Origin of the sequence: Acinetobacter dispersus (genome assembly GCF_009884975.1) — a bacterium.
GTDB classification, from domain to species: Bacteria; Pseudomonadota; Gammaproteobacteria; order Pseudomonadales; family Moraxellaceae; genus Acinetobacter; species Acinetobacter dispersus.
In genome coordinates, this window is sequence record NZ_CP041970.1 from 1,860,596 (window position 1) to 1,879,016 (window position 18,421).

The window sequence follows — 18,421 nt, forward strand, 5'->3', positions numbered from 1 at the left end:
TTAGGCAAAGGCAACGCTCCAGATCAAGCGTATTGCCACTGCACTCAAGATCACGCCCATCACCCGCTCGAAATATACGCCAAACTCTAAAAAGCGTTTCCGTACAATCGGTTGTGCAAACATGATGCTGACTAAAATGAACCATGATGCATTCACCAGACACATCCAGATGCCATAACCGATTTGAACCTTTAACGGTGTTGCGGGATTCACAATGGTGGTAAAAATTGCCAGAAAAAACACGGTCGCTTTCGGATTTAACGCGTTGGTCAAAAAGCCCATATTAAAGGCTTGGATCAAGCTCGGTTTGCCCAGCGCTTCCCCCGCCAGAATATCCAGATTGGCATTCGGTTGACTACGTAAACATTGCCAGCCCAAATAAATCAAATAAGCCGCGCCTGCAACACGTAATAACGACATTAACCAGACACTTTGCTGGATCAGCACGCCAACACCCACCAAGGTATAAAACACATGTGCCGAAATGCCGACACCAATGCCGATTGCCGTGATACAGCCAATTAAATAACCATATCGCACACTCTGCCGTACTGTAATGATAAAATCAGGACCCGGTAAAACGACTGCCATAAAATGGATCAATGCCAAGGCCAGAAACTCATGTCCATACAACTGCCACATTTGATTTATCTCCATCATGACTACAGGAAAAAGATTGTATTGCGATTTTTAAAGCGCGATAATCCAATCAAAATCCAAATAACTTTTGCTTCATGAGCACAAATCAAAGTCTGGTTCTGTTAAATGAAATGGCAACCTTTGTCAAAGTTGTCGAAACGGAAAGCTTTTCTGAAACTGCACGACAACTCGGTTCTACCCCTTCGGCTGTGAGCCGCGCGATTGCCCGTTTAGAACGGGCCTTGGGTACACGCTTATTGCATCGCACTACACGTAAACTGCGCTTGAGTGAAAGTGGTCAGCAGGTCTATGAACGCTGTGTCGACATGGTCAATGCGGCACAAGCGGTAATGGAAAGCTCGGGACAGTTTCATATTGAACCACAAGGCGTGATTCGAATCAGTGTGCCCAAGGCTGTTGGGCATTTTATGCTGCATCCTCACTTGCCCGAATTCTTGGCACTGTATCCAAAAATTGATATTCAACTGCTATTGGAAGACCGTTATATTGACTTGATTGATGATGGTGTCGATCTGGCCATTCGCATTACCGAACAACCACCAGGTGGATTGATGGGGCGAAAACTGATTGATATTGATCATTTAATTTGTGCCACGCCAGAATATTTACAGCAACATGGCATACCGCAACATCCTCATGATTTAAAACAGCACCAGTGTATTTATTTAGGTGAACAACCTAATGACTCGAAATGGAAATTCCAGCAAGAACAGAAATCAATTACGGTACCAGTCCGTGGTCGTTATGCAGCCAATCACACTGGCGTACGCCTCAGTGCCGCTTTACAACATTTAGGCATAGCCAGTTTGCCTTACTTCGTAGCACGCCATGCCTTAGAACAAGGTTCTTTGGTGCAGGTCTTACCTGATTGGCATTTTAAGACCCATTACAGTGGTGGCGCATGGTTGCTCTATCCACCTACCCGTCATGTGCCACCAAAACTCAGTGTGTTCATTCAATATCTGGCGGAAAAATTAGCCGCAGAACCAGTTTTATTTCCGCAAAATACGCCGAGCTAAAACGATCACTTTCATTTATAAATCTAGCGACAATAGCAAACAATATGAAAACCAACAAATCCTAAGATATTAATTTTAAAATATATATTAATTTAAATTATCCATTCATAAAACAATAAAAAGCATCTTTATTTTCATCCTGCATGATAGACAATGCACAAAAACAGATATTTTTTGCTGCATAAGTTATTTTTCTTCATTTTGCATAATCGCTAATCTAACAACCAAGTTGTTATAACAAGTTTAAGTGCAATGAACCAATCGATTGTAAATAAAGTAAGTGGCGAACGCCCGTTGTATGATCAAGTCTATCAGGCCCTACTACAGCAGATCGTCGAGGGGAGTTATCAGATTCATCAGCAATTGCCATCCGAAAAAGAACTGAGTGAATTATTTAATGTCAGCCGTATCACTATTCGTCAGGCACTCAATCAACTTCAGCTCGAACACTTGGTTTACAAGATTCAAGGCAAAGGCACTTTCGTCAGCGCACCGAAAACCTTTCAGAACATTTCTCAATTGCAAGGCTTTGCAGAAGCCATGACCAATATGGGACATGAGGTGTTTAATGTGGTCAAAGAATTCCGTTTTATTCCTGCCACACCACAAATAGCATCGAAGTTAAAACTTTCAGTGAACAGTACCGTGGTGGAAATTAAACGCATTCGCCTGCTCAATCGTAAACCCGTTTCATTTGAACTGACCTATTTACCCGAATCGATTGGTTTAGCTTTGCAAGAGATTAACCTCTCCACGCGTGATGTGTTTTTAGCGATTGAAGAAGATTTATCGATTGCCTTGGGACATGCAGATTTAAACATTGACGCCACCCTTGCTGATGAAGAACTCAGTGAGCTTCTGCACGTCGATATCAATGCACCACTATTAAGAGTGGAGCGACTGACTCATGATCATGCTGGACACCCAATTGACTTCGAATATCTCTACTTCTCAGGAGAGACCTTCCAATACCGTTTAAGAGTAGATCGAAAAAGAAATACCTAACGTCACTAACCTTGTGAATTAAAACGCACTCAAAAAGGCACAACATGAATACGATTACACTGGACTATGACATTGTCGTCATCGGTGGGGGGACGGCTGGCCCAATGGCAGCCATCAAAGCCAAAACAGCCAACCCCAACCTGAAAGTTTTACTGATTGAAAAAGCCAATGTGAAACGCAGTGGCGCAATTTCAATGGGTATGGACGGCCTGAATAATGCCGTTATTCCAGGCTATGCCACGCCTGAGCAATACACCAAGGAAATCACCATTGCCAATGATGGCATTGTCAATCAAGCCACCGTCTATGCTTATGCCAAACACAGTTTCACCACCATTCAGCAACTTGATCAGTGGGGTGTGAAATTTGAAAAAGATGAAACGGGAGAATATGCAGTAAAGAAAGTCCATCACATGGGTGCTTATGTACTGCCGATGCCTGAAGGCCATGACATTAAAAAAGTCCTCTATCGCCAACTGAAACGTGCTCAAGTCAAAATCAATAACCGCATTGTCACTACTCGCCTACTGAAAAATGCCGAGGGAGCCATCAACGGTGTACTTGGCTTTGACTGTCGCAATGGTGATTTCTATGTGATCAAAACTAAGGCTGCGATTTTATGTTGCGGTGCAGCAGGACGTTTGGGTTTACCTGCATCTGGCTATTTGATGGGAACTTATGAAAACCCGACCAACGCAGGCGATGGTTATGCCATGGCTTACCATGCAGGGGCTGAACTCTCCAACTTGGAATGCTTCCAGATTAATCCGCTGATTAAAGATTATAACGGCCCTGCCTGTGCCTATGTGACCGGTCCATTGGGGGGTTATACCGCCAACAGCAAAGGCGAACGTTTTATTGAATGTGACTACTGGTCAGGCCAAATGATGTGGGAATTTTATCAGGAACTGCAGTGGCAATGGCCCAGTGTTCCTGAAAATGGATCATTTGGCGGAAGAAACCATTCAAACTATTGAAGAAATTCTGCATACCAATGAACGCCCAAGTCGAGGCCGTTTCCATGAAGGCCGTGGCACTGATTACCGACAAGATATGGTAGAAATGCAAATTTCAGAAATTGGTTTCTGTAGTGGTCACAGTGCTTCTGGGGTGTGGGTCAATGAAAAAGCAGAAACCTCCATCAAAGGGCTGTACAGCGCGGGCGATATGGCAGCCGTTCCGCATAACTACATGCTGGGTGCCTTTACCTATGGCTGGTTTGCTGGGGTCAATGCCGCTGAATATGTCGTAGAACAAGCCGATTCAGAATTGAATACCGATGAAATAGAAGCTGAAAAAGCCCGTGTTTTTGCACCTTTACACCGTCCAGAGGGGCTGTCATCGGAACAAGTGGAATACAAGTTGCGTCGTATGGTCAATGACTACTTACAACCACCCAAAACCCGACAAAAAATTGAAATTGCGCTCAAACGCTTTGAAGAAATCAAAAGCGATATTGAGCAGATTAATGCCAGCCATCCACATGAATTGATGCGTGTTGCTGAAGTCGCTGTGATTCGTGACTGTGCAGAAATGGCCGCGCGTGCGTCGCTCTTCCGTGAAGAAAGCCGTTGGGGACTCTATCACTACCGTGCAGATTGCCCTGAAAAAAATGATCAGGATTGGTTCTGTCATACCCATCTTAAAAAAGATCAGCACGGCAATATGGTCAGCTTTAAAAAAGCAGTTGAGCCTTATTTCATCCCAATTGAGGAAGATGAAGCCAACGCTTACAACCTATTGCGTATTCAAAAGAAATTAGTCGCTGAAACAGTCGAATAAGGAACATCACATGGCTTTTATTTTTAAAGAAATTGCCCACCGCACTGCTGCACCTGTGTTGGTGGATGAAGATAAATGTATTGCCGACAAAGGCTGTACCGTCTGTGTTGATGTTTGCCCAATGGACTTATTGGCGATTCATCCAGAAAGTAAAAAAGCCTATATGCAGTTTGATGAATGTTGGTATTGCATGCCATGCGAGAAGGACTGCCCGACCGATGCCATTCAAGTCAACATTCCATATTTACTTAAATGAGGGGAACAATATGAGACTCAACCACTTAGCCAAAAGCCTGATTCTGAGCAGTAGTTTGCTGACAATCTTTAGCTCAACACATGCAGAAAATATTCGGATTGCGATTGGTACCCAAGATACCACTATTAACTGTGCTACTGGCGGCTTATTGATTCGCGAGTTAAATCTACTGCCCAAATATTTGCCAAAAACAGGCAAATATAAAGATGCCAAATACGATATTGTCTGGAAAAATTTTACCTCTGGGGCGCCATTGACCAGTGAAATGGTGGCTGGTCGTTTAGATATTGGCGCAATGGCAGACTTCCCAGCAGTCAATAACAATGTCGCGTTTAAAAAGACGGGCAAAGAAAGTATTTTCCTGAGTGTGCTCTCTGGCAGTACCACTGGCAGTGGTAACGGCATCGTGGTTCCGCTGGATTCTGAGCTTAACTCGATCCAAGATTTAAAAGGAAAAACGATTTCTGTACCTTTTGCTTCAACCGCACATGGTCTATTACTGCGTGCCATTGCTGCACAAGGTTGGGACCCGAAAAAGGATGTCAAAATTATTGCCCAAGCCCCTGAAGTGGCAGGTCCAGCACTCAAAAGCAATAAGATTGATGCACATGCAGATTTTGTTCCTTTTGCAGAATTATTTCCCTATCAAGGTTTTGCCCGCAAAATTTATGACGGCGCACAGGCTAAAACCCCAACCATTCATGGCTCTTTAGCCAGCAAGTCCTATGCTCAACAATATCCAGAAATTATTCAGGCCTACTTACGTGCAACCATTGAAGCCGATCAATTGATCCGTAAAGAACCTGAAAAATATAGTGAACTGATTGCAGCCAAAACAGGGATTCCTGCCGAAGTAGTGTATTTATTTCATGGACCTCTCGGCGTACAAACCCGTGACCTGACCTGGAAGCCTGAATATAAGCAAGCGACTCAAACTGCCGTCGATACTTTGAAATATCTAGGTCGTGATGATGTTGATATCAATGTCAATCAATTCATTGATGATCAATACATCAAAAAAGCCTTCCAAAGCGCGGGCTTGAATTACGCACAACAACTCAAAAATTACGCTCAATCCCCTCTCGTTGCCAAAGATGCCTTGACTCAAAAACCGATTCAAAGTTTTGATCGGGTCACACAGATTTGGGTGAAAGGTGAAGCCAAAGTGCGTAGTTATGCCACACCTGAAACTGCCTTTGCAGATTTAAATAAATTAAAGCAGAGCGGTAAAAACATCCGTGTGGTCTACAACCAAGACCGTAATTTAAAAATCAAATTACTGGCGAATCTGGCATGGTATGCCACCGATAAAAACGGTCAGATCAGTGCCTTCTTACTGCGTGGGGATGCCAACAATTGGGCCAAAACACATGGCGGCAAAGTCTATGACTTTAATAATGCTCAAAAGCTGGTGAAGTAATGAAATCCCTCCCAACCTCCCTTTAGCAAGGGAGGAGCCTCACGAATCTTAGTCAGTCTTTAGACTCGTGAAAAGTCCACCTTTTAAAGGGGGATTTAGGTGGATTTTGAGATTCAGGAGAAATAAATATGAATAGTTTAGCGGATACCCAACCGATTCAGTCTAAGGCAATCCGCCCTGTGCTGATATTTTCAAAAAGCCGTGTGATTTCATACAGCTTAAGTGCAGTGTCACTGTTGTTCAGTCTTGTGTTTTGGCAACTCGCCTCGCAATACCATTTAAATTTGGGACTGATTAACTTTGCCAATGTGCCTTCGCCACGAGATGTTATTCAATCTCTACTTGCTTTTGCCGAACTGGATACAGCCCTTGCACATGTCAAAGCCAGTATTACTCGAGTGTTGATTGGCTTCTTACTCGCGTCAGTGGTTGGGGTCATTCTAGGATTATTGATTGGTTATTCTAAAACGCTGGCGTCCCTATTGATGCCACCCTTAGAAATCTTGCGTCCGATTCCAGCCGTCGCATGGATTCCTCTAGCAATTCTAATGTTTCCATCCTCAGAAGCCTCGATGATTTTTATTACCTTTTTAGGTGCGTTATTCCCAATCTTGCTCAATACCATTCACGGCGTTGAGGCCGTTGATCAACGTTTAATCGCTTCCGCAAAAAGTCTAGGTGCAGGTCAGTTTGCCATTTTGCGCGAAGTCATCATTCCAGGTTCCTTGCCCAGCATCACTACGGGTCTTGCGATTGGCATGGGCACCTGTTGGTTCTGTCTGGTTACGGCTGAAATGATCTCTGGTCAGCTCGGTATTGGCTATTTCACTTGGGAATCCTTCACCTTACAAAACTATGCAGACATCATTGTTGGCATGCTGTTGATCGGTGCATTAGGTATGTTCAGCAGTGCTTTTCTGCGTTATCTAGGCAAAAAACTTACCCCTTGGTATCAGTTAAGGAAGGCATAACATGAGTCAATACGGTCATATCCATTTACACAACATCAACCTACACCTTGGGCAAGACAAACAACGCTTTCAAGCCTTGGATCATGTCTCCTTTGATCTGCAGGCAGGCGAGTTTGTGTGTTTGCTTGGTCCTTCGGGTTGTGGCAAATCAACACTGCTTGGCGCACTAGCAGGTCATTTACCGATTAGCTCAGGCACCATGCTATTGGATCAAAAAGCCATTGAAGAACCCTCATCTGATCGAGGCTTGGTGTTTCAACAACACACCCTATTTCCATGGAAAAGTGTGCTAGAAAATGTGTGTTTTGGCTTAAAAATGAAAGGCATCTCTAAAGCCCAACGTCGAGATCAAGCCCAGCAAATGATTGAACTGGTCGGCCTAAAAGGTTTTGAAGATAAATATCCCGCTGAATTATCAGGCGGAATGCAACAACGGGTTGAAATTGCACGCGTGCTGATTAATCAGCCTCGTGTATTGCTGATGGATGAACCCTTTGGTGCACTGGATGCTCAGACTCGCTTAAAGATGCAGGAACTGCTGCTTGAAATCTGGCAAAGCATCCAAACCTCAGTGCTGTTCATTACCCACGATATTGATGAAGCTTTATTTTTGGCAGATCGGGTCTTGATCATGAGCCACCGCCCCGGACGTATTATTGAAGAAATTAAACTGGATTTCCCCCGCCCCAGACATGTTGATCTGGTGACTTCGACCGAGTTTACCCAAATAAAAAAACATTGTATTCAAGTATTAAAACACGCCACTCAAGCTGAACTGAGTCGGTTAAATCCACTCGGTTTAAATCAGAAAGTCGCGGTTTAGGAACCATAAAATATGAGCTTAAATTACCCAATCCTGACGGATATTGATGCGGATTATGCTGATTATCTGTTTCAGCTTAATCAGGATGATGAAAATATCCGCTTTGTCGCAATTATGAATATTGCCGATGAGGAACAAACAGAATTATTGGCTTGGTTACAGCACGCAGTGTTACATGACCCAGCAAGCAAAGTACGTGAGCGAGCTGCTATCCGTTTAGAAGGTTGGGAGGATGCGACATCTTTACATACTTTGGCTCAAGCCTTGAGTGATCCACATGAAAATGTGCGTATCGCTGCAGCGCAAAGTTTAAGCGAAATTAAACATGCTGAATCTGCCCATCATCTGGCAACATATTTGCAGCATCACGATGACTTTGTCCTTGCTGCAATTTTGAGAGCAATTAAAGAGCTACGGGCTGAACCGTTATTTGAAGCCATCCTCAAGCATGTTCAACATGCCAATCCCTTAGTACGTAAAGAAGCTGTGAGTACGCTGAGTTGGTTGCAGAAACAGGAAGGCTTAGCAACGCTGGCACAGATCGCACAGCATGATGTTGATAACGAAATTCGGCGTATCGCCACAGGAGGCTTGGCGGCAACTCAAGCTTCAACACCCGAAGTTTTATCGGCCTTACACAGTTCTCTCACCGCTGAGGCGTGGCAACTACGAGTCGAAGCCGCCTTGACCATTGGAAAATTAAAAGTCCTTGAATTAGAACAGCCGCTTTTACAGCAACTGGATGATACTTATTGGCAAGTTCGCATTGCTGTGACACGCAGCTTAGGACGCCTTAGATCAAAAGCTGCAATTGCCAAACTCCAAGAAAATTTCCAGCATGACATCAGTAATCTACGCAAAGAAGTTGCCATTGCATTAGGTGAAATTGGCGGAGAATCAGCTCAGAATATTTTATTACAGCATGCGGAAGACCCTGATCCGGAAGTACGTAAATCGATTCGTATTGGACTGGCACTCATTCAGGAGAAACAATATGTCACTTGAACCTCATCAGCTTAATGTCGATATCGAACAGCAACGCCTGTTTCTCTCGTGGCAGGATGGTACTGAAAAGAATTTTAGCCATGCGCAGCTGAGAGCCAGTTGTCCTTGTGGGTTTTGTCGAGCAAAGCGTCTACGACAACAAGATGTTCAATATCCAGATCATGTTGCCATCTCTGCCATCTACTCACAAGGTTATGGGATTCAGATCTGTTTTGATGATGGACATGACAAAGGTATTTTCCCTTGGGCTTTTTTAAAAGAATTAAATAGTTGAAAAACTTTCAAAGTGATGAAAGCGATCATGCATCGCATGCTTTCATCATTCTGAATTATTAACTCACTAGAATTTATAACCTCAATGCTCAATTTTATTTATCATCTAGAAATAAAAAGAAAACTCTTTGGAATACATCATGCAGTCAGCTGATCCAACAAATCCAATGCCAGCAATTCCTTTCAGGCAAGCTTTTTTGTTCTGGCTTAAATTGGGATTTATTAGTTTTGGTGGACCCGCTGGACAAATTGCAGTAATGCATCAAGAACTAGTTGAAAATAAACGTTGGATCTCTGAAAAAAGATTTTTACATGCGCTGAATTACTGCATGTTACTTCCCGGTCCTGAGGCACAACAACTCGCCACCTATATTGGCTGGCTGATGCATCGAACTACGGGTGGGCTTGTCGCAGGGATTCTGTTTGTTCTCCCCTCGTTATTTATCCTGATTACCCTGTCATGGATTTATGTGCAGTTTGGTGATGTCCCCATCATTGCAGGCTTGTTTTATGGGATTAAACCTGCGGTTACGGCAATTGTCTTTCATGCGACTTATCGTATTGGTAGTCGCTCATTAAAGAATCCGTTTTTATGGGGCATTGCTGCTGCCGCATTTATTGCCATTTTCGTGTTTAACGTCCCATTCCCCTTGATCGTGTTAGCAGCTGCCATTTCAGGCTATGTGCTGAGTAAGCAAAAACCTGATTTATTTACTGCTCAGGCTTCCCATCAAAATAGTCATAAAAGTTATGGAACAGCCCTGATTGATGATAATACGCCAATGCCTGCCCATGCAGTTTTTCGTTGGGGCAATCTTGTAAAAATCCTGATCATTGCTGCATTTCTATGGTTTGTGCCGATGCTGCTTTTGACTCTAGGATTGGGATGGCAACATGCTTATACCCAAATGGCGTGGTTCTTTACCAAAGCAGCCTTACTGACCTTTGGCGGTGCTTATGCAGTTCTGCCCTACGTGTACCAAGGTGCAGTCAATCATTATGCATGGCTCAGTCCAACTCAAATGATTGATGGTCTGGCACTCGGTGAAAGTACCCCTGGTCCATTGATTATGGTAGTGGCATTTGTGGGCTTTTTGGGTGCTTATAACCATGCTGTATTAGGTGCTGAACATCTATTTTTAGCAGGTGCAATTGGTGCGGTGATCGTGACTTGGTTTACCTTCTTATTTTCCTTTGTGTTTATTCTGGCTGGTGCACCAATTATTGAATCTACACATAATGAATTGAAATTTACAGCACCACTCACTGCGATTACCGCTGCTGTAGTCGGGGTGATTTTAAATCTGGCTTTGTTCTTTAGCTATCATGTGCTTTGGCCACATGGTTTTGATCATGCCTTTAATTATGAAGCGGCCTTTATTACTGTTGCTGCACTAATTGCTTTATTCAAATTTCAGCTCAATGTGTTGTATGTGATTTTTGCATCGGCCTTTTGCGGTTTGATCTTATATATTGGTGCGTAATTGAATGCATCGAGTAGCTGAAAACGCTACTCGATGAAGTTCTCTCTTAAATATGATGAATTTCGACTGAGGCATGCACAATTTCCTCATGAATCGCCAATTCCGCTTTAACCTGATCAGGATTGAGATCAGTCATAGTGGTTTCCAATCCTAAAATACAAGAGAACTTGCCTTTCCCGACCTTCCATACATGTAGATCAGTAATTTCAACCTGTGAAAACTGGGCAATCACCTCACGTATTTCTTCAATCACTGGATGCCCCATTTCAGCATCCAATAGAGTTTTTCCTGTTTCCTGCATCAGCCCCCAAGACCATTTTGCAACCAGTAATGCGCCGACGATCCCAAGCAAAGCATCTAAGAAATTCCAGCCAAAATATTTGGCCGCAAATAAGGCAATAATCGCGAGCACCGAAGTGACAGCATCAGCAACCACATGTAAAAAAGCTGCTTTTTGATTCAAATCATGATGATGATCATGGCCGTGATGATCTGCGTCACCATGAGAGTGATGATGTGAATGATGGTGATGATGCTCATGTCCCCCATCATGTAGTAACCATGCACACATTAGATTGACGATCAGCCCCACAATCGCAATGGGAATTGCTTCATTAAAATGAATGGTGACAGGATTAAATAAACGCTCAAGTGACTGAATCCCCATCAACAGTGCCACCACCATCAGTAAAATCGCACTGCTATACCCTGCCAAGATTTCAATTTTCCATGTACCGAAGCTAAAGCGTTGATCCTGTGCATAATGTCGCGCCATACGATAGGCAAAATAAGCCAGTCCCAAGGCCAGCATATGTGAACTCATGTGCCAACCATCGGCAAGTAAAGCCATTGAATTAAAAAACCAGCCGCCCAGAATTTCCAAGACCATCATCACTGCGGTCAGAATGGTGGCAATTAAAATTCTTTTTTGAGCCAAGGGATTTCCTTGATCAAACTGATGAGAATGACGTCGTTCTAGGTTACTATGCTGCATTTATTTTAGTCTTCCAATATACTCCCCCTAGTATATATTTTTTTAGGAAAAAAAGTATGTCTCACCTCCATCAAGATAAGAAAATTTTAAATCGTCTTAAGCGGATTCAAGGACAGTTCGCAGCAGTCGAGAAATCAATCACAAATCCTGACAGTTCTTGCATAGAAGTTCTACAGCAGGTTGCAGCAGTCAAAGGTGCGGTAAATGGTTTAATGAATCAATTGATCGAACAACACCTAAAAGAGCATGTATTAAAAGGTGCTGATCACGTCGATGAGGAAGAAGTCGAAAAGTTTTTCACCTTATTACAACGCTATCTATAAATACCAAATGGCGTCACTCAGTTGGTCTAGCTCGGAATGATCATGACTCACATACAACATTGGAATCTTGATTTCCTGTTTAACGCGTTGAAAAAAGGAATGATCTCAGCTTTATGCACGGTATCCAGTGCAGATAACGGCTCATCTAAAAGCAGAAATTGTGGCGAGTATAGTAAAGCTCGTCCTAAAGCCACTCGCTGTTTTTCTCCCCCAGAGAGCTTAATCGGCATACGTTCCAGCAAATGCGCCAATTTCAGCAACTCTACAATATAGTCCACTTCGAACTGACGTTGTTGTGGCGCAATATGCTTAAAACCAAACAATAAATTCTGTTTGACGTTTTTATGTGGGAACAATTGCGCATCCTGAAAGACCAAACCGACACGGCGCTGTTGCGTACTGAGATGAATATTCTGACCTTGATCGAACCAAGTCTGATTCTGGATTTTAATCCAGCCCGATTGAGGTCGAATTAAGCCTGCAATACTGTGTAATATGGTGGTTTTCCCCGAACCCGAAGCCCCAAATAAACCAATCACAGACTGATCAGACTGAAAACGTTGATTCAGACAAAATTGCCCTTGCTGTAGCTGTATATGACAATCAATCATGCTGAATACCCACGCTTATTTTTCTGATATCGATTGAACCACTGTGCAAACCATAAGGCAAAGAATGCCACCGATAAAGACAGGATAATCAATCGCCATACCGCGGCTTCGGTATCGGGTTGCTGCATTAAACTATACATTGCCAACGGTAAAGTGCGGGTTTCGCCAGCAATATTGCCGACAAAGGTAATGGTTGCGCCAAACTCACCTAAACTGCGGCAAAAACATAAAATAGCACCGACCAAAATACCACTACTCGCGAGCGGTAATGTCACCTGCATAAAAGCCCCAAAGGAAGATGCACCCAAAGTTTTCGCAGCCAGCTCCAAGCGTTGATCGACCAGTTCAATCGCCAGCCGAATTGATTGCACCAATAAGGGAAAGCCCATCACTGCGGATGCCAATACCGCACCTTTCCAGTTAAAAGCAAATTCTAAACCGAGCGGGGCAAGATACTGCCCCAACAGTCCACGATTACCAAACAATTGCAGCAATAAATAACCAGGTACCACAGGTGGTAAAACCAAAGGTAAGAACACCAAGGTCTCAAACAGTGACTTTCCCCAAAACTCTTTGCGGGCCAATACCCAAGCCACTAAAGTTGCAGGAATTAGGCTAAACACCAGACACGCTGCTGCCACTTTGCAGGACAGCTTGAGAACTTCAATTTCTTCAGGGCTTAAGATCATCATTTAGTTACTGCAACACGCTAAATCCATATTTTTTAAATATCGTTTTTGCCTGTCCACTTTGTAGAAATTTATAGAATTTGATCGAATCCGCATTCTTCTTGGTTAAACCTACGGGATAAATAATCGGTGGATGAGTATTTTCGGGGAAGATGCCCGCCACAACCACGTCTTTACTAATTGCAGCATCAGTTGCATAAACAATACCCACCTGACATTCGCCACGCGCTACAAAGTTTAAAGCAGCACGTACATCTTCCGTTTCAACTAATCGTGGTTGAACTTTGTCCCACCAACCTAGTGAGGTCAACGCTTGTTTAGCATATTTCCCGACTGGCACGCTCTTGGTATCCCCTGTACACAGCTTGCCTTGAATCGCCGTAGTTGGATCAAAACTTTTATCCATTTTTAATTTAATCGGATGCTCCTTAGGGGTAATCACAACCAGCCGATTGCCCAGTAAATTAATACGATCAGTTGGCGCAACCAGCTGTTTATTCTGTAAATAGTCCATCCATTGCACATCAGCTGACATAAACACATCTGCAGGTGCGCCAGCTTCAATTTGCTTGGCTAAGGTCGAAGACCCTGCATAAGACGTTTTGACCTCAGTTTTATTTTTTTGCTCATAGATTGCATCGAGTTCATTGACTGCGTTGGTTAAGCTTGCAGCTGCGTACACTGTAATCGCATCTGCGGCAACCGCATGGGTCTGCATCAATAAACTCGCCCCAAAAGCGACAGCACAGAGATATGTTTTTTTCATCATTGTTGGCATTGTTTTGTCCTCAAATTTCGATATGTTTTTAAAAATATATCGCTTAATAAAGATACACTAAAAATAACAATTCGCCAGTCTTGTTATCCCTAATCCATCATCTGCTTATTTAGAACTTGAATAATCTCATCATAGGAACCATGATCATCATTTGGTGCAAAAAATCAGTTTTTCACCAATTCAGGGCATCTTCATCTAAATTTCGATATGAGCGATAAATCTCTTCATCTAGATCAAACATGCGCTCGATCAATCATTAGTTACCGAAAAATATAGCGATCAGCCCTATTTTGCTTTCCAAAATAAAAAGACGTCTATCCAAACACCAACCAAATGATGCTGAATAGACGCCTTTGTCTATTTCTAAAGATAGCCTAGATCGCTACCCTATTGCTGTTTTAGCAAAAGATATGCCATGACCAACTTGATATAGGCATAACTCTGCAATTGATATTGAGCTTATTGACTAATGGCTTGGTCAATCTTCTTGGCGAATTTTTGAATATCACTGCTTTGGATCGTAGCTTTACCTTCGCTGATCGCTTGGAATTGCTGTGCTGCCATTTCCTGCATCTTGATTTTGCCTGATGCAATATTACGGTCAAAGCGTCCCATAAACTCATCAACATATTCTTTTTCAGTCACGATATGGTCACCATTGGCATCGGTTTCAAAGAATTGCTTATCTCGCGCAGTCAAATAATCACCAAGTGTCACATAGGTCTTTCCTTGGCCATATTGTGTGATGAACTCATTGATATTACTTGGCATTGGCATCGAGATTGGAAGTTTGACACGGAAGCCATCATGGGTTGCCGTACTATTCTCAGATAGTTTCGCATCTTCCGCGTTAATTAAGCCATCCTGATTTTTATCGAACTCATTAAATGTTTTTAAGCCCGTTTCCTGAAACTCTTTTAAAGTGAGCTTCTGATCTTTATTGCTGTCCAAAATGCCATAGCGTACATGTGCCTGTTTCTCTGACATGTCACGGCGTTGTTTTAATAATGGCTCTAAACGTGTTTGTTCATATTGTACAAACTGCTGTTGATTGACTTTTTTATTGTTTTTGAATAGTGCTGCATAGTCTTGAGTATATTGCTTTAATAAAGCCGCACTGCTCTGTTCTTTATTATTTGGATGATAAAGCACATACAATGCATACGCTTGCTGATATGCACTCGACGGATCAACCGTTTCCGCAGCAGAGGTCACCGAAGTCGCCATTGCAGTTAAACCTGCAATCATTAAAGCCAATTTTTTCATGTTCATTTCCTTAGATGTAAACATTTGCTAGATTGAAAACCTTTTTCTATCTTGCTACTAAAATAAAATTAATATTTAAATTCGATACTTGCGACAACATTACGACCTGGTTCAGCCGCACGATCAATTAGGCTGGCCTGATTGGTACCGTTAATTGTGCCTACAGCTGCGTAGTCCCAATAGGTTTTGTCAAAGATGTTATTAAAAGCGACATTGAGTTTGGCAAACTTTGTGACATTCCAATAGGCGGATAAATCAAATACGGTATAACCTGCCACACGTTGATATTGCGTATTTTCTTGATAAGAACTCACATCTTGTGTTGCAACTCTGCCACCGACAGCAGTTGCAGTCATGCCTAAGCCAAATACTTTATTAGGATCATCATAGGCAAAGGTTAAGCTGCCTTTTTCTGGCTGAACTGAATTGACGCCACTCTTCGCACCATTTTTATTTTTTGCTGTTCCTTTGGTTTTTCCTGCAACCAATGCAAGACTAAAACCATCTGAGTTCGGAATAAACTGGCCTAAATCGATGCGAGTGGATAATTCTCCCCCCCAGATTTGTGCATCAGCTAAATTTTCAGCACGGTAATAACCATTGGGATATTGCGGTGTTATACCGAGATTGGAGTAATCGATAAAATCTTTATATTGAGTATAAAATCCGGTCAGATCAAACTTGATCCCATCAATCGAGGTATTTCTCAATCCAATCTCGAATGCATCACTGCTTTCTTTTTTCAAGTTCGAATTACCAATCACAATATAACTTGGATTACCCGGTGTCGTTTGATAAATCCCCCCCATTTCCGTTGGTGAAGGAATACGATTGCCTTTTGAATATTTTAAATAGCTGTAATTGGTCGGACTAAACTGATAGCTTGCTGAAAAACTTGGAGAGACATAATTAAAGTCTTTGGCCTGCACATCATTATAAGTGGTATTGTCTGGTCTAAATTCTTGACGTTCTAGACGTACCGATGGGGTTAAAGTTAGGTTTCGACCCAAGAGATCTAAGCGAATATCATCAGATACAAAAGCTGAATAGCGTTTCAATTTGGAATCTAATAAATAAGCACCTTGGTAAAGTGACGGAAGTGACGCCCCATTACGCAGATCGATTTTGGTACTAGAGAACTCTTTCTGGTCTGCAGTAAGGCCATATTTGAGGGTATGATTTTTGATTGCTTTGCTTGCATCAATTTTTATACCTACATTTTTCTCTTTATATGTGGTAGAAAAATCTCGTGCAACAGTCGCATTGTTCATAAATGAAGTATCAGTATCGTTATTAGATTCTTGATACCAGATTTTGCTATTCAACTTATCAAAAAGTAAGAAATCGTTTGGCTTATAAATATGTTGAATGCTGAATTGGGTGCGATCAATATCTTGGTGTTGCTGTGCGTCGCTCTTATAGTTAGTAAATAAATTCGCCGCAATCTCTTTGGTATCAGTCTTTTTCTTATAGTAATCCGCAGTGAAATTCAATTGATGCTGATCTGATAACGCCCATAAGATACGGGTTAAAACAGCATCAGAGTTCCAATCTGCTGGAAAAGCCTTAGTTTTAGAATTCGGTTTGGTTTCTTGTCCATCACGATGCGCATAAGCAACTAATGCCTTGAGATCATCGTTACCAATCGCCCCTGTTACAGATGCCAACCAAGCCTGATCAGCAGAGCTATAGCCCGTTTTCAATGTACCCGCAATGGACTTACCGTCAACTAAGTAATCTTCTGGTGATTTATTTTTAAAAGAAACTCGACCACCAATACCATCGGTTGAAACATCTGTTGTACCAGAGACAATATCAACCGTGCTGAACATTTCAGGTTCGATATAATCTCGCCCTGCTCCACGCTTGCCCATACTTTTCGGTGGAATATAAGTGCTGACTGTCGCATCGGCAAGATCAACACCATCAACATCTAGACCAATTCGGTTGGCATCAATACCACGAATGTTATAGCTACTTGTGCCAGTTCCGTCGAAAAATGTGCCACTCCCTGCCACTGAAAATGGTGCGTTAACCAGCGGTAAATATTTCACAATACTGGCCATGTCGGTAACACCAGTTTTATCCATATTTTCACGATTAATGCTGGTACGAGATACAGGTGACTCGTTTTCATGTTCTGCGTAAACGGTAATGGTCGATAATGAGGTATAAGCTTTATCCTGTTTGCTCTCTTCCGCATAACTTCCCGAACTCACCCCTGCACTCATGAGTGCAATCAAACATACAGACAAATAACGTGGTTTTAAAACAGTCATATCGGACTTGATTGGGCTATATAGCTCAACAGGATTACGATTCATACGGGAGCCTTTTAAATGATATTGATAATCATTAAAACCGTGTGTTTTTACTTATTCACTCACCCCAAATTGTGATTGAAAGTAAGAATTACAAATATACACAGATTTAATAAATGCGAATCATAATCAATTACATTTTTATTTACAATAATTTTGTTCGATCAGCCAGTTCATTAGGCTAAAAAAGACCTCAAAAGTGAAAAAAGGACCAAAAGATCTGTGTAAATTTGGGAAATATGTGCGGAACTAAATCGCGTCAATCTGTCAGCTATTTTGAAGAATCGAAATCTGTTTCAGTCTTTTCGAAGAGTGAAATGAGAAGCATCTATTTATCTACTAATTAAGAGATATTCAAGCATTGCTTTGCCTCATTATGATTATTTGATCATCAACTGAGCTCTATTCATCAGCTGAGATATCACAAAAAATAAAGCCCTATGATTCATCAGAGAGCTTTAAAATCGATTAGCCTCTTACAGCTAAATTCTGCTTTGGCAACAGCTTACAACCACACGACAATGCATCATTCACTCTTGCCGCAGCTTTACCCATCACCTGCATATTTGGATCGCCAGCAATAATGGTAGCAACCGTTTTATGCTTAGGGCACGTTGCCTTATCTCCCACACAGGCAATCGGAATTCCTTCAATGAGAAAGCTACTGTTTCCAGTAATCACCTGCCCACCACCTGTTGTAGGACAACCAATCACAATATAAGGTGTTGCCATAATCCTATC

17 protein-coding genes and 2 pseudogenes are annotated in these 18,421 nt (G+C 42.3%); 11 read left to right on the forward strand and 8 right to left on the reverse strand.

Annotated elements, in window-relative coordinates:
• Positions 1–642: a LysE family translocator gene (locus FPL17_RS08585; RefSeq protein WP_159884505.1), complete on the reverse strand. Its 642-nt coding sequence runs from the start codon at positions 640–642 to the stop codon at positions 1–3.
• A gap of 92 nt (positions 643–734) precedes the next feature.
• Here FPL17_RS08585 and FPL17_RS08590 point away from each other — a divergent pair, with 92 nt between their 5' ends.
• From FPL17_RS08590 to chrA, 10 genes and pseudogenes are all read left to right on the forward strand, one after another.
• On the forward strand, positions 735–1,679 hold the full coding sequence (locus FPL17_RS08590) for a LysR family transcriptional regulator (protein WP_032867570.1): 945 nt from the start codon (positions 735–737) through the stop codon (positions 1,677–1,679).
• A 252-nt stretch (positions 1,680–1,931) separates the two neighbouring features.
• A complete protein-coding gene (locus FPL17_RS08595; RefSeq protein ID WP_159884507.1) occupies positions 1,932–2,684 on the forward strand; it encodes a GntR family transcriptional regulator in 753 nt (250 codons plus the stop codon).
• A gap of 44 nt (positions 2,685–2,728) precedes the next feature.
• Positions 2,729–4,466 (forward strand): annotated as a pseudogene (locus FPL17_RS08600) (fumarate reductase/succinate dehydrogenase flavoprotein subunit).
• A gap of 10 nt (positions 4,467–4,476) precedes the next feature.
• Positions 4,477–4,722, forward strand: coding sequence for a 4Fe-4S dicluster domain-containing protein (locus FPL17_RS08605; protein ID WP_004654721.1), 246 nt, complete (start codon positions 4,477–4,479; stop codon positions 4,720–4,722).
• Between the two features lie 10 nt (positions 4,723–4,732).
• On the forward strand, positions 4,733–6,142 hold the full coding sequence (locus FPL17_RS08610; protein WP_159884509.1) for an ABC transporter substrate-binding protein: 1,410 nt from the start codon (positions 4,733–4,735) through the stop codon (positions 6,140–6,142).
• 128 nt (positions 6,143–6,270) lie between these two features.
• Complete coding sequence (locus tag FPL17_RS08615) at positions 6,271–7,113, forward strand: ABC transporter permease (RefSeq protein WP_159884511.1); 843 nt, start codon at positions 6,271–6,273, stop codon at positions 7,111–7,113.
• A gap of 1 nt (position 7,114) precedes the next feature.
• Positions 7,115–7,936: an ABC transporter ATP-binding protein gene (locus tag FPL17_RS08620; protein WP_159884513.1), complete on the forward strand. Its 822-nt coding sequence runs from the start codon at positions 7,115–7,117 to the stop codon at positions 7,934–7,936.
• 12 nt (positions 7,937–7,948) lie between these two features.
• Positions 7,949–8,941, forward strand: a complete 993-nt coding sequence (locus FPL17_RS08625; RefSeq protein ID WP_159884515.1) for a HEAT repeat domain-containing protein — start codon at positions 7,949–7,951, stop codon at positions 8,939–8,941.
• Positions 8,931–9,215, forward strand: coding sequence for a DUF971 domain-containing protein (locus FPL17_RS08630; protein WP_159884517.1), 285 nt, complete (start codon positions 8,931–8,933; stop codon positions 9,213–9,215). The genes FPL17_RS08625 and FPL17_RS08630 overlap by 11 nt, the downstream gene beginning before the upstream one ends.
• Before the next feature lie 139 nt (positions 9,216–9,354).
• Entirely contained in the window at positions 9,355–10,698 is a 1,344-nt protein-coding gene (gene chrA / locus FPL17_RS08635; RefSeq protein ID WP_159884519.1) for a chromate efflux transporter, read from the forward strand.
• A 46-nt stretch (positions 10,699–10,744) separates the two neighbouring features.
• Here chrA and dmeF read toward each other — a convergent pair whose 3' ends face one another.
• Positions 10,745–11,692 (reverse strand): CDF family Co(II)/Ni(II) efflux transporter DmeF, encoded by a 948-nt coding sequence (gene dmeF / locus FPL17_RS08640; RefSeq protein WP_159884527.1) that lies wholly within the window; start codon positions 11,690–11,692, stop codon positions 10,745–10,747.
• Between the two features lie 56 nt (positions 11,693–11,748).
• Here dmeF and FPL17_RS08645 point away from each other — a divergent pair, with 56 nt between their 5' ends.
• Positions 11,749–12,015, forward strand: a complete 267-nt coding sequence (locus tag FPL17_RS08645; protein ID WP_004805533.1) for a metal/formaldehyde-sensitive transcriptional repressor — start codon at positions 11,749–11,751, stop codon at positions 12,013–12,015.
• On the opposite strand, the pseudogene FPL17_RS08650 reads toward FPL17_RS08645, so the two are convergent.
• The 6 genes and pseudogenes from FPL17_RS08650 to FPL17_RS08675 all read right to left on the reverse strand — a co-directional run bounded on the left by FPL17_RS08650 (position 12,010) and on the right by FPL17_RS08675 (position 18,412).
• Positions 12,010–12,626, reverse strand: a pseudogene (locus FPL17_RS08650) (ATP-binding cassette domain-containing protein). The gene FPL17_RS08645 and the pseudogene FPL17_RS08650 overlap by 6 nt on opposite strands.
• Positions 12,623–13,318, reverse strand: coding sequence for a molybdate ABC transporter permease subunit (modB, locus tag FPL17_RS08655; RefSeq protein ID WP_005211366.1), 696 nt, complete (start codon positions 13,316–13,318; stop codon positions 12,623–12,625). Before modB ends, FPL17_RS08650 begins: the two are co-directional and overlap by 4 nt.
• A gap of 4 nt (positions 13,319–13,322) precedes the next feature.
• Positions 13,323–14,093: a molybdate ABC transporter substrate-binding protein gene (gene modA / locus FPL17_RS08660; protein WP_005211364.1), complete on the reverse strand. Its 771-nt coding sequence runs from the start codon at positions 14,091–14,093 to the stop codon at positions 13,323–13,325.
• Positions 14,094–14,552: 459 nt separating this feature from the next.
• Positions 14,553–15,359, reverse strand: coding sequence for a hypothetical protein (locus FPL17_RS08665; RefSeq protein ID WP_159884529.1), 807 nt, complete (start codon positions 15,357–15,359; stop codon positions 14,553–14,555).
• A gap of 68 nt (positions 15,360–15,427) precedes the next feature.
• Positions 15,428–17,683: a TonB-dependent hemoglobin/transferrin/lactoferrin family receptor gene (locus tag FPL17_RS08670; RefSeq protein ID WP_159884531.1), complete on the reverse strand. Its 2,256-nt coding sequence runs from the start codon at positions 17,681–17,683 to the stop codon at positions 15,428–15,430.
• Positions 17,684–18,148: 465 nt separating this feature from the next.
• The gene (locus FPL17_RS08675; RefSeq protein ID WP_005190378.1) at positions 18,149–18,412 is read right to left on the reverse strand and encodes a PAAR domain-containing protein; all 264 of its coding nucleotides are present in this window, start codon (positions 18,410–18,412) and stop codon (positions 18,149–18,151) included.
• Between the last annotated feature and the right edge of the window lie 9 nt (positions 18,413–18,421).

Coding starts and splice junctions, on each gene's coding strand:
- FPL17_RS08625 (WP_159884515.1), top strand. CDS start 7,949: ATGAGCTTAAATTACCCAATCCTGACGGATATTGATGCGGATTATGCT.
- FPL17_RS08675 (WP_005190378.1), bottom strand. CDS start 18,412: ATGGCAACACCTTATATTGTGATTGGTTGTCCTACAACAGGTGGTGGG.
- chrA (WP_159884519.1), top strand. CDS start 9,355: ATGCAGTCAGCTGATCCAACAAATCCAATGCCAGCAATTCCTTTCAGG.
- FPL17_RS08590 (WP_032867570.1), top strand. CDS start 735: ATGAGCACAAATCAAAGTCTGGTTCTGTTAAATGAAATGGCAACCTTT.
- modB (WP_005211366.1), bottom strand. CDS start 13,318: ATGATGATCTTAAGCCCTGAAGAAATTGAAGTTCTCAAGCTGTCCTGC.
- FPL17_RS08670 (WP_159884531.1), bottom strand. CDS start 17,683: ATGAATCGTAATCCTGTTGAGCTATATAGCCCAATCAAGTCCGATATG.
- FPL17_RS08605 (WP_004654721.1), top strand. CDS start 4,477: ATGGCTTTTATTTTTAAAGAAATTGCCCACCGCACTGCTGCACCTGTG.
- modA (WP_005211364.1), bottom strand. CDS start 14,093: ATGCCAACAATGATGAAAAAAACATATCTCTGTGCTGTCGCTTTTGGG.
- FPL17_RS08665 (WP_159884529.1), bottom strand. CDS start 15,359: ATGAAAAAATTGGCTTTAATGATTGCAGGTTTAACTGCAATGGCGACT.
- FPL17_RS08585 (WP_159884505.1), bottom strand. CDS start 642: ATGTGGCAGTTGTATGGACATGAGTTTCTGGCCTTGGCATTGATCCAT.
- FPL17_RS08615 (WP_159884511.1), top strand. CDS start 6,271: ATGAATAGTTTAGCGGATACCCAACCGATTCAGTCTAAGGCAATCCGC.
- FPL17_RS08610 (WP_159884509.1), top strand. CDS start 4,733: ATGAGACTCAACCACTTAGCCAAAAGCCTGATTCTGAGCAGTAGTTTG.
- FPL17_RS08595 (WP_159884507.1), top strand. CDS start 1,932: ATGAACCAATCGATTGTAAATAAAGTAAGTGGCGAACGCCCGTTGTAT.
- FPL17_RS08620 (WP_159884513.1), top strand. CDS start 7,115: ATGAGTCAATACGGTCATATCCATTTACACAACATCAACCTACACCTT.
- FPL17_RS08645 (WP_004805533.1), top strand. CDS start 11,749: ATGTCTCACCTCCATCAAGATAAGAAAATTTTAAATCGTCTTAAGCGG.
- FPL17_RS08630 (WP_159884517.1), top strand. CDS start 8,931: ATGTCACTTGAACCTCATCAGCTTAATGTCGATATCGAACAGCAACGC.
- dmeF (WP_159884527.1), bottom strand. CDS start 11,692: ATGCAGCATAGTAACCTAGAACGACGTCATTCTCATCAGTTTGATCAA.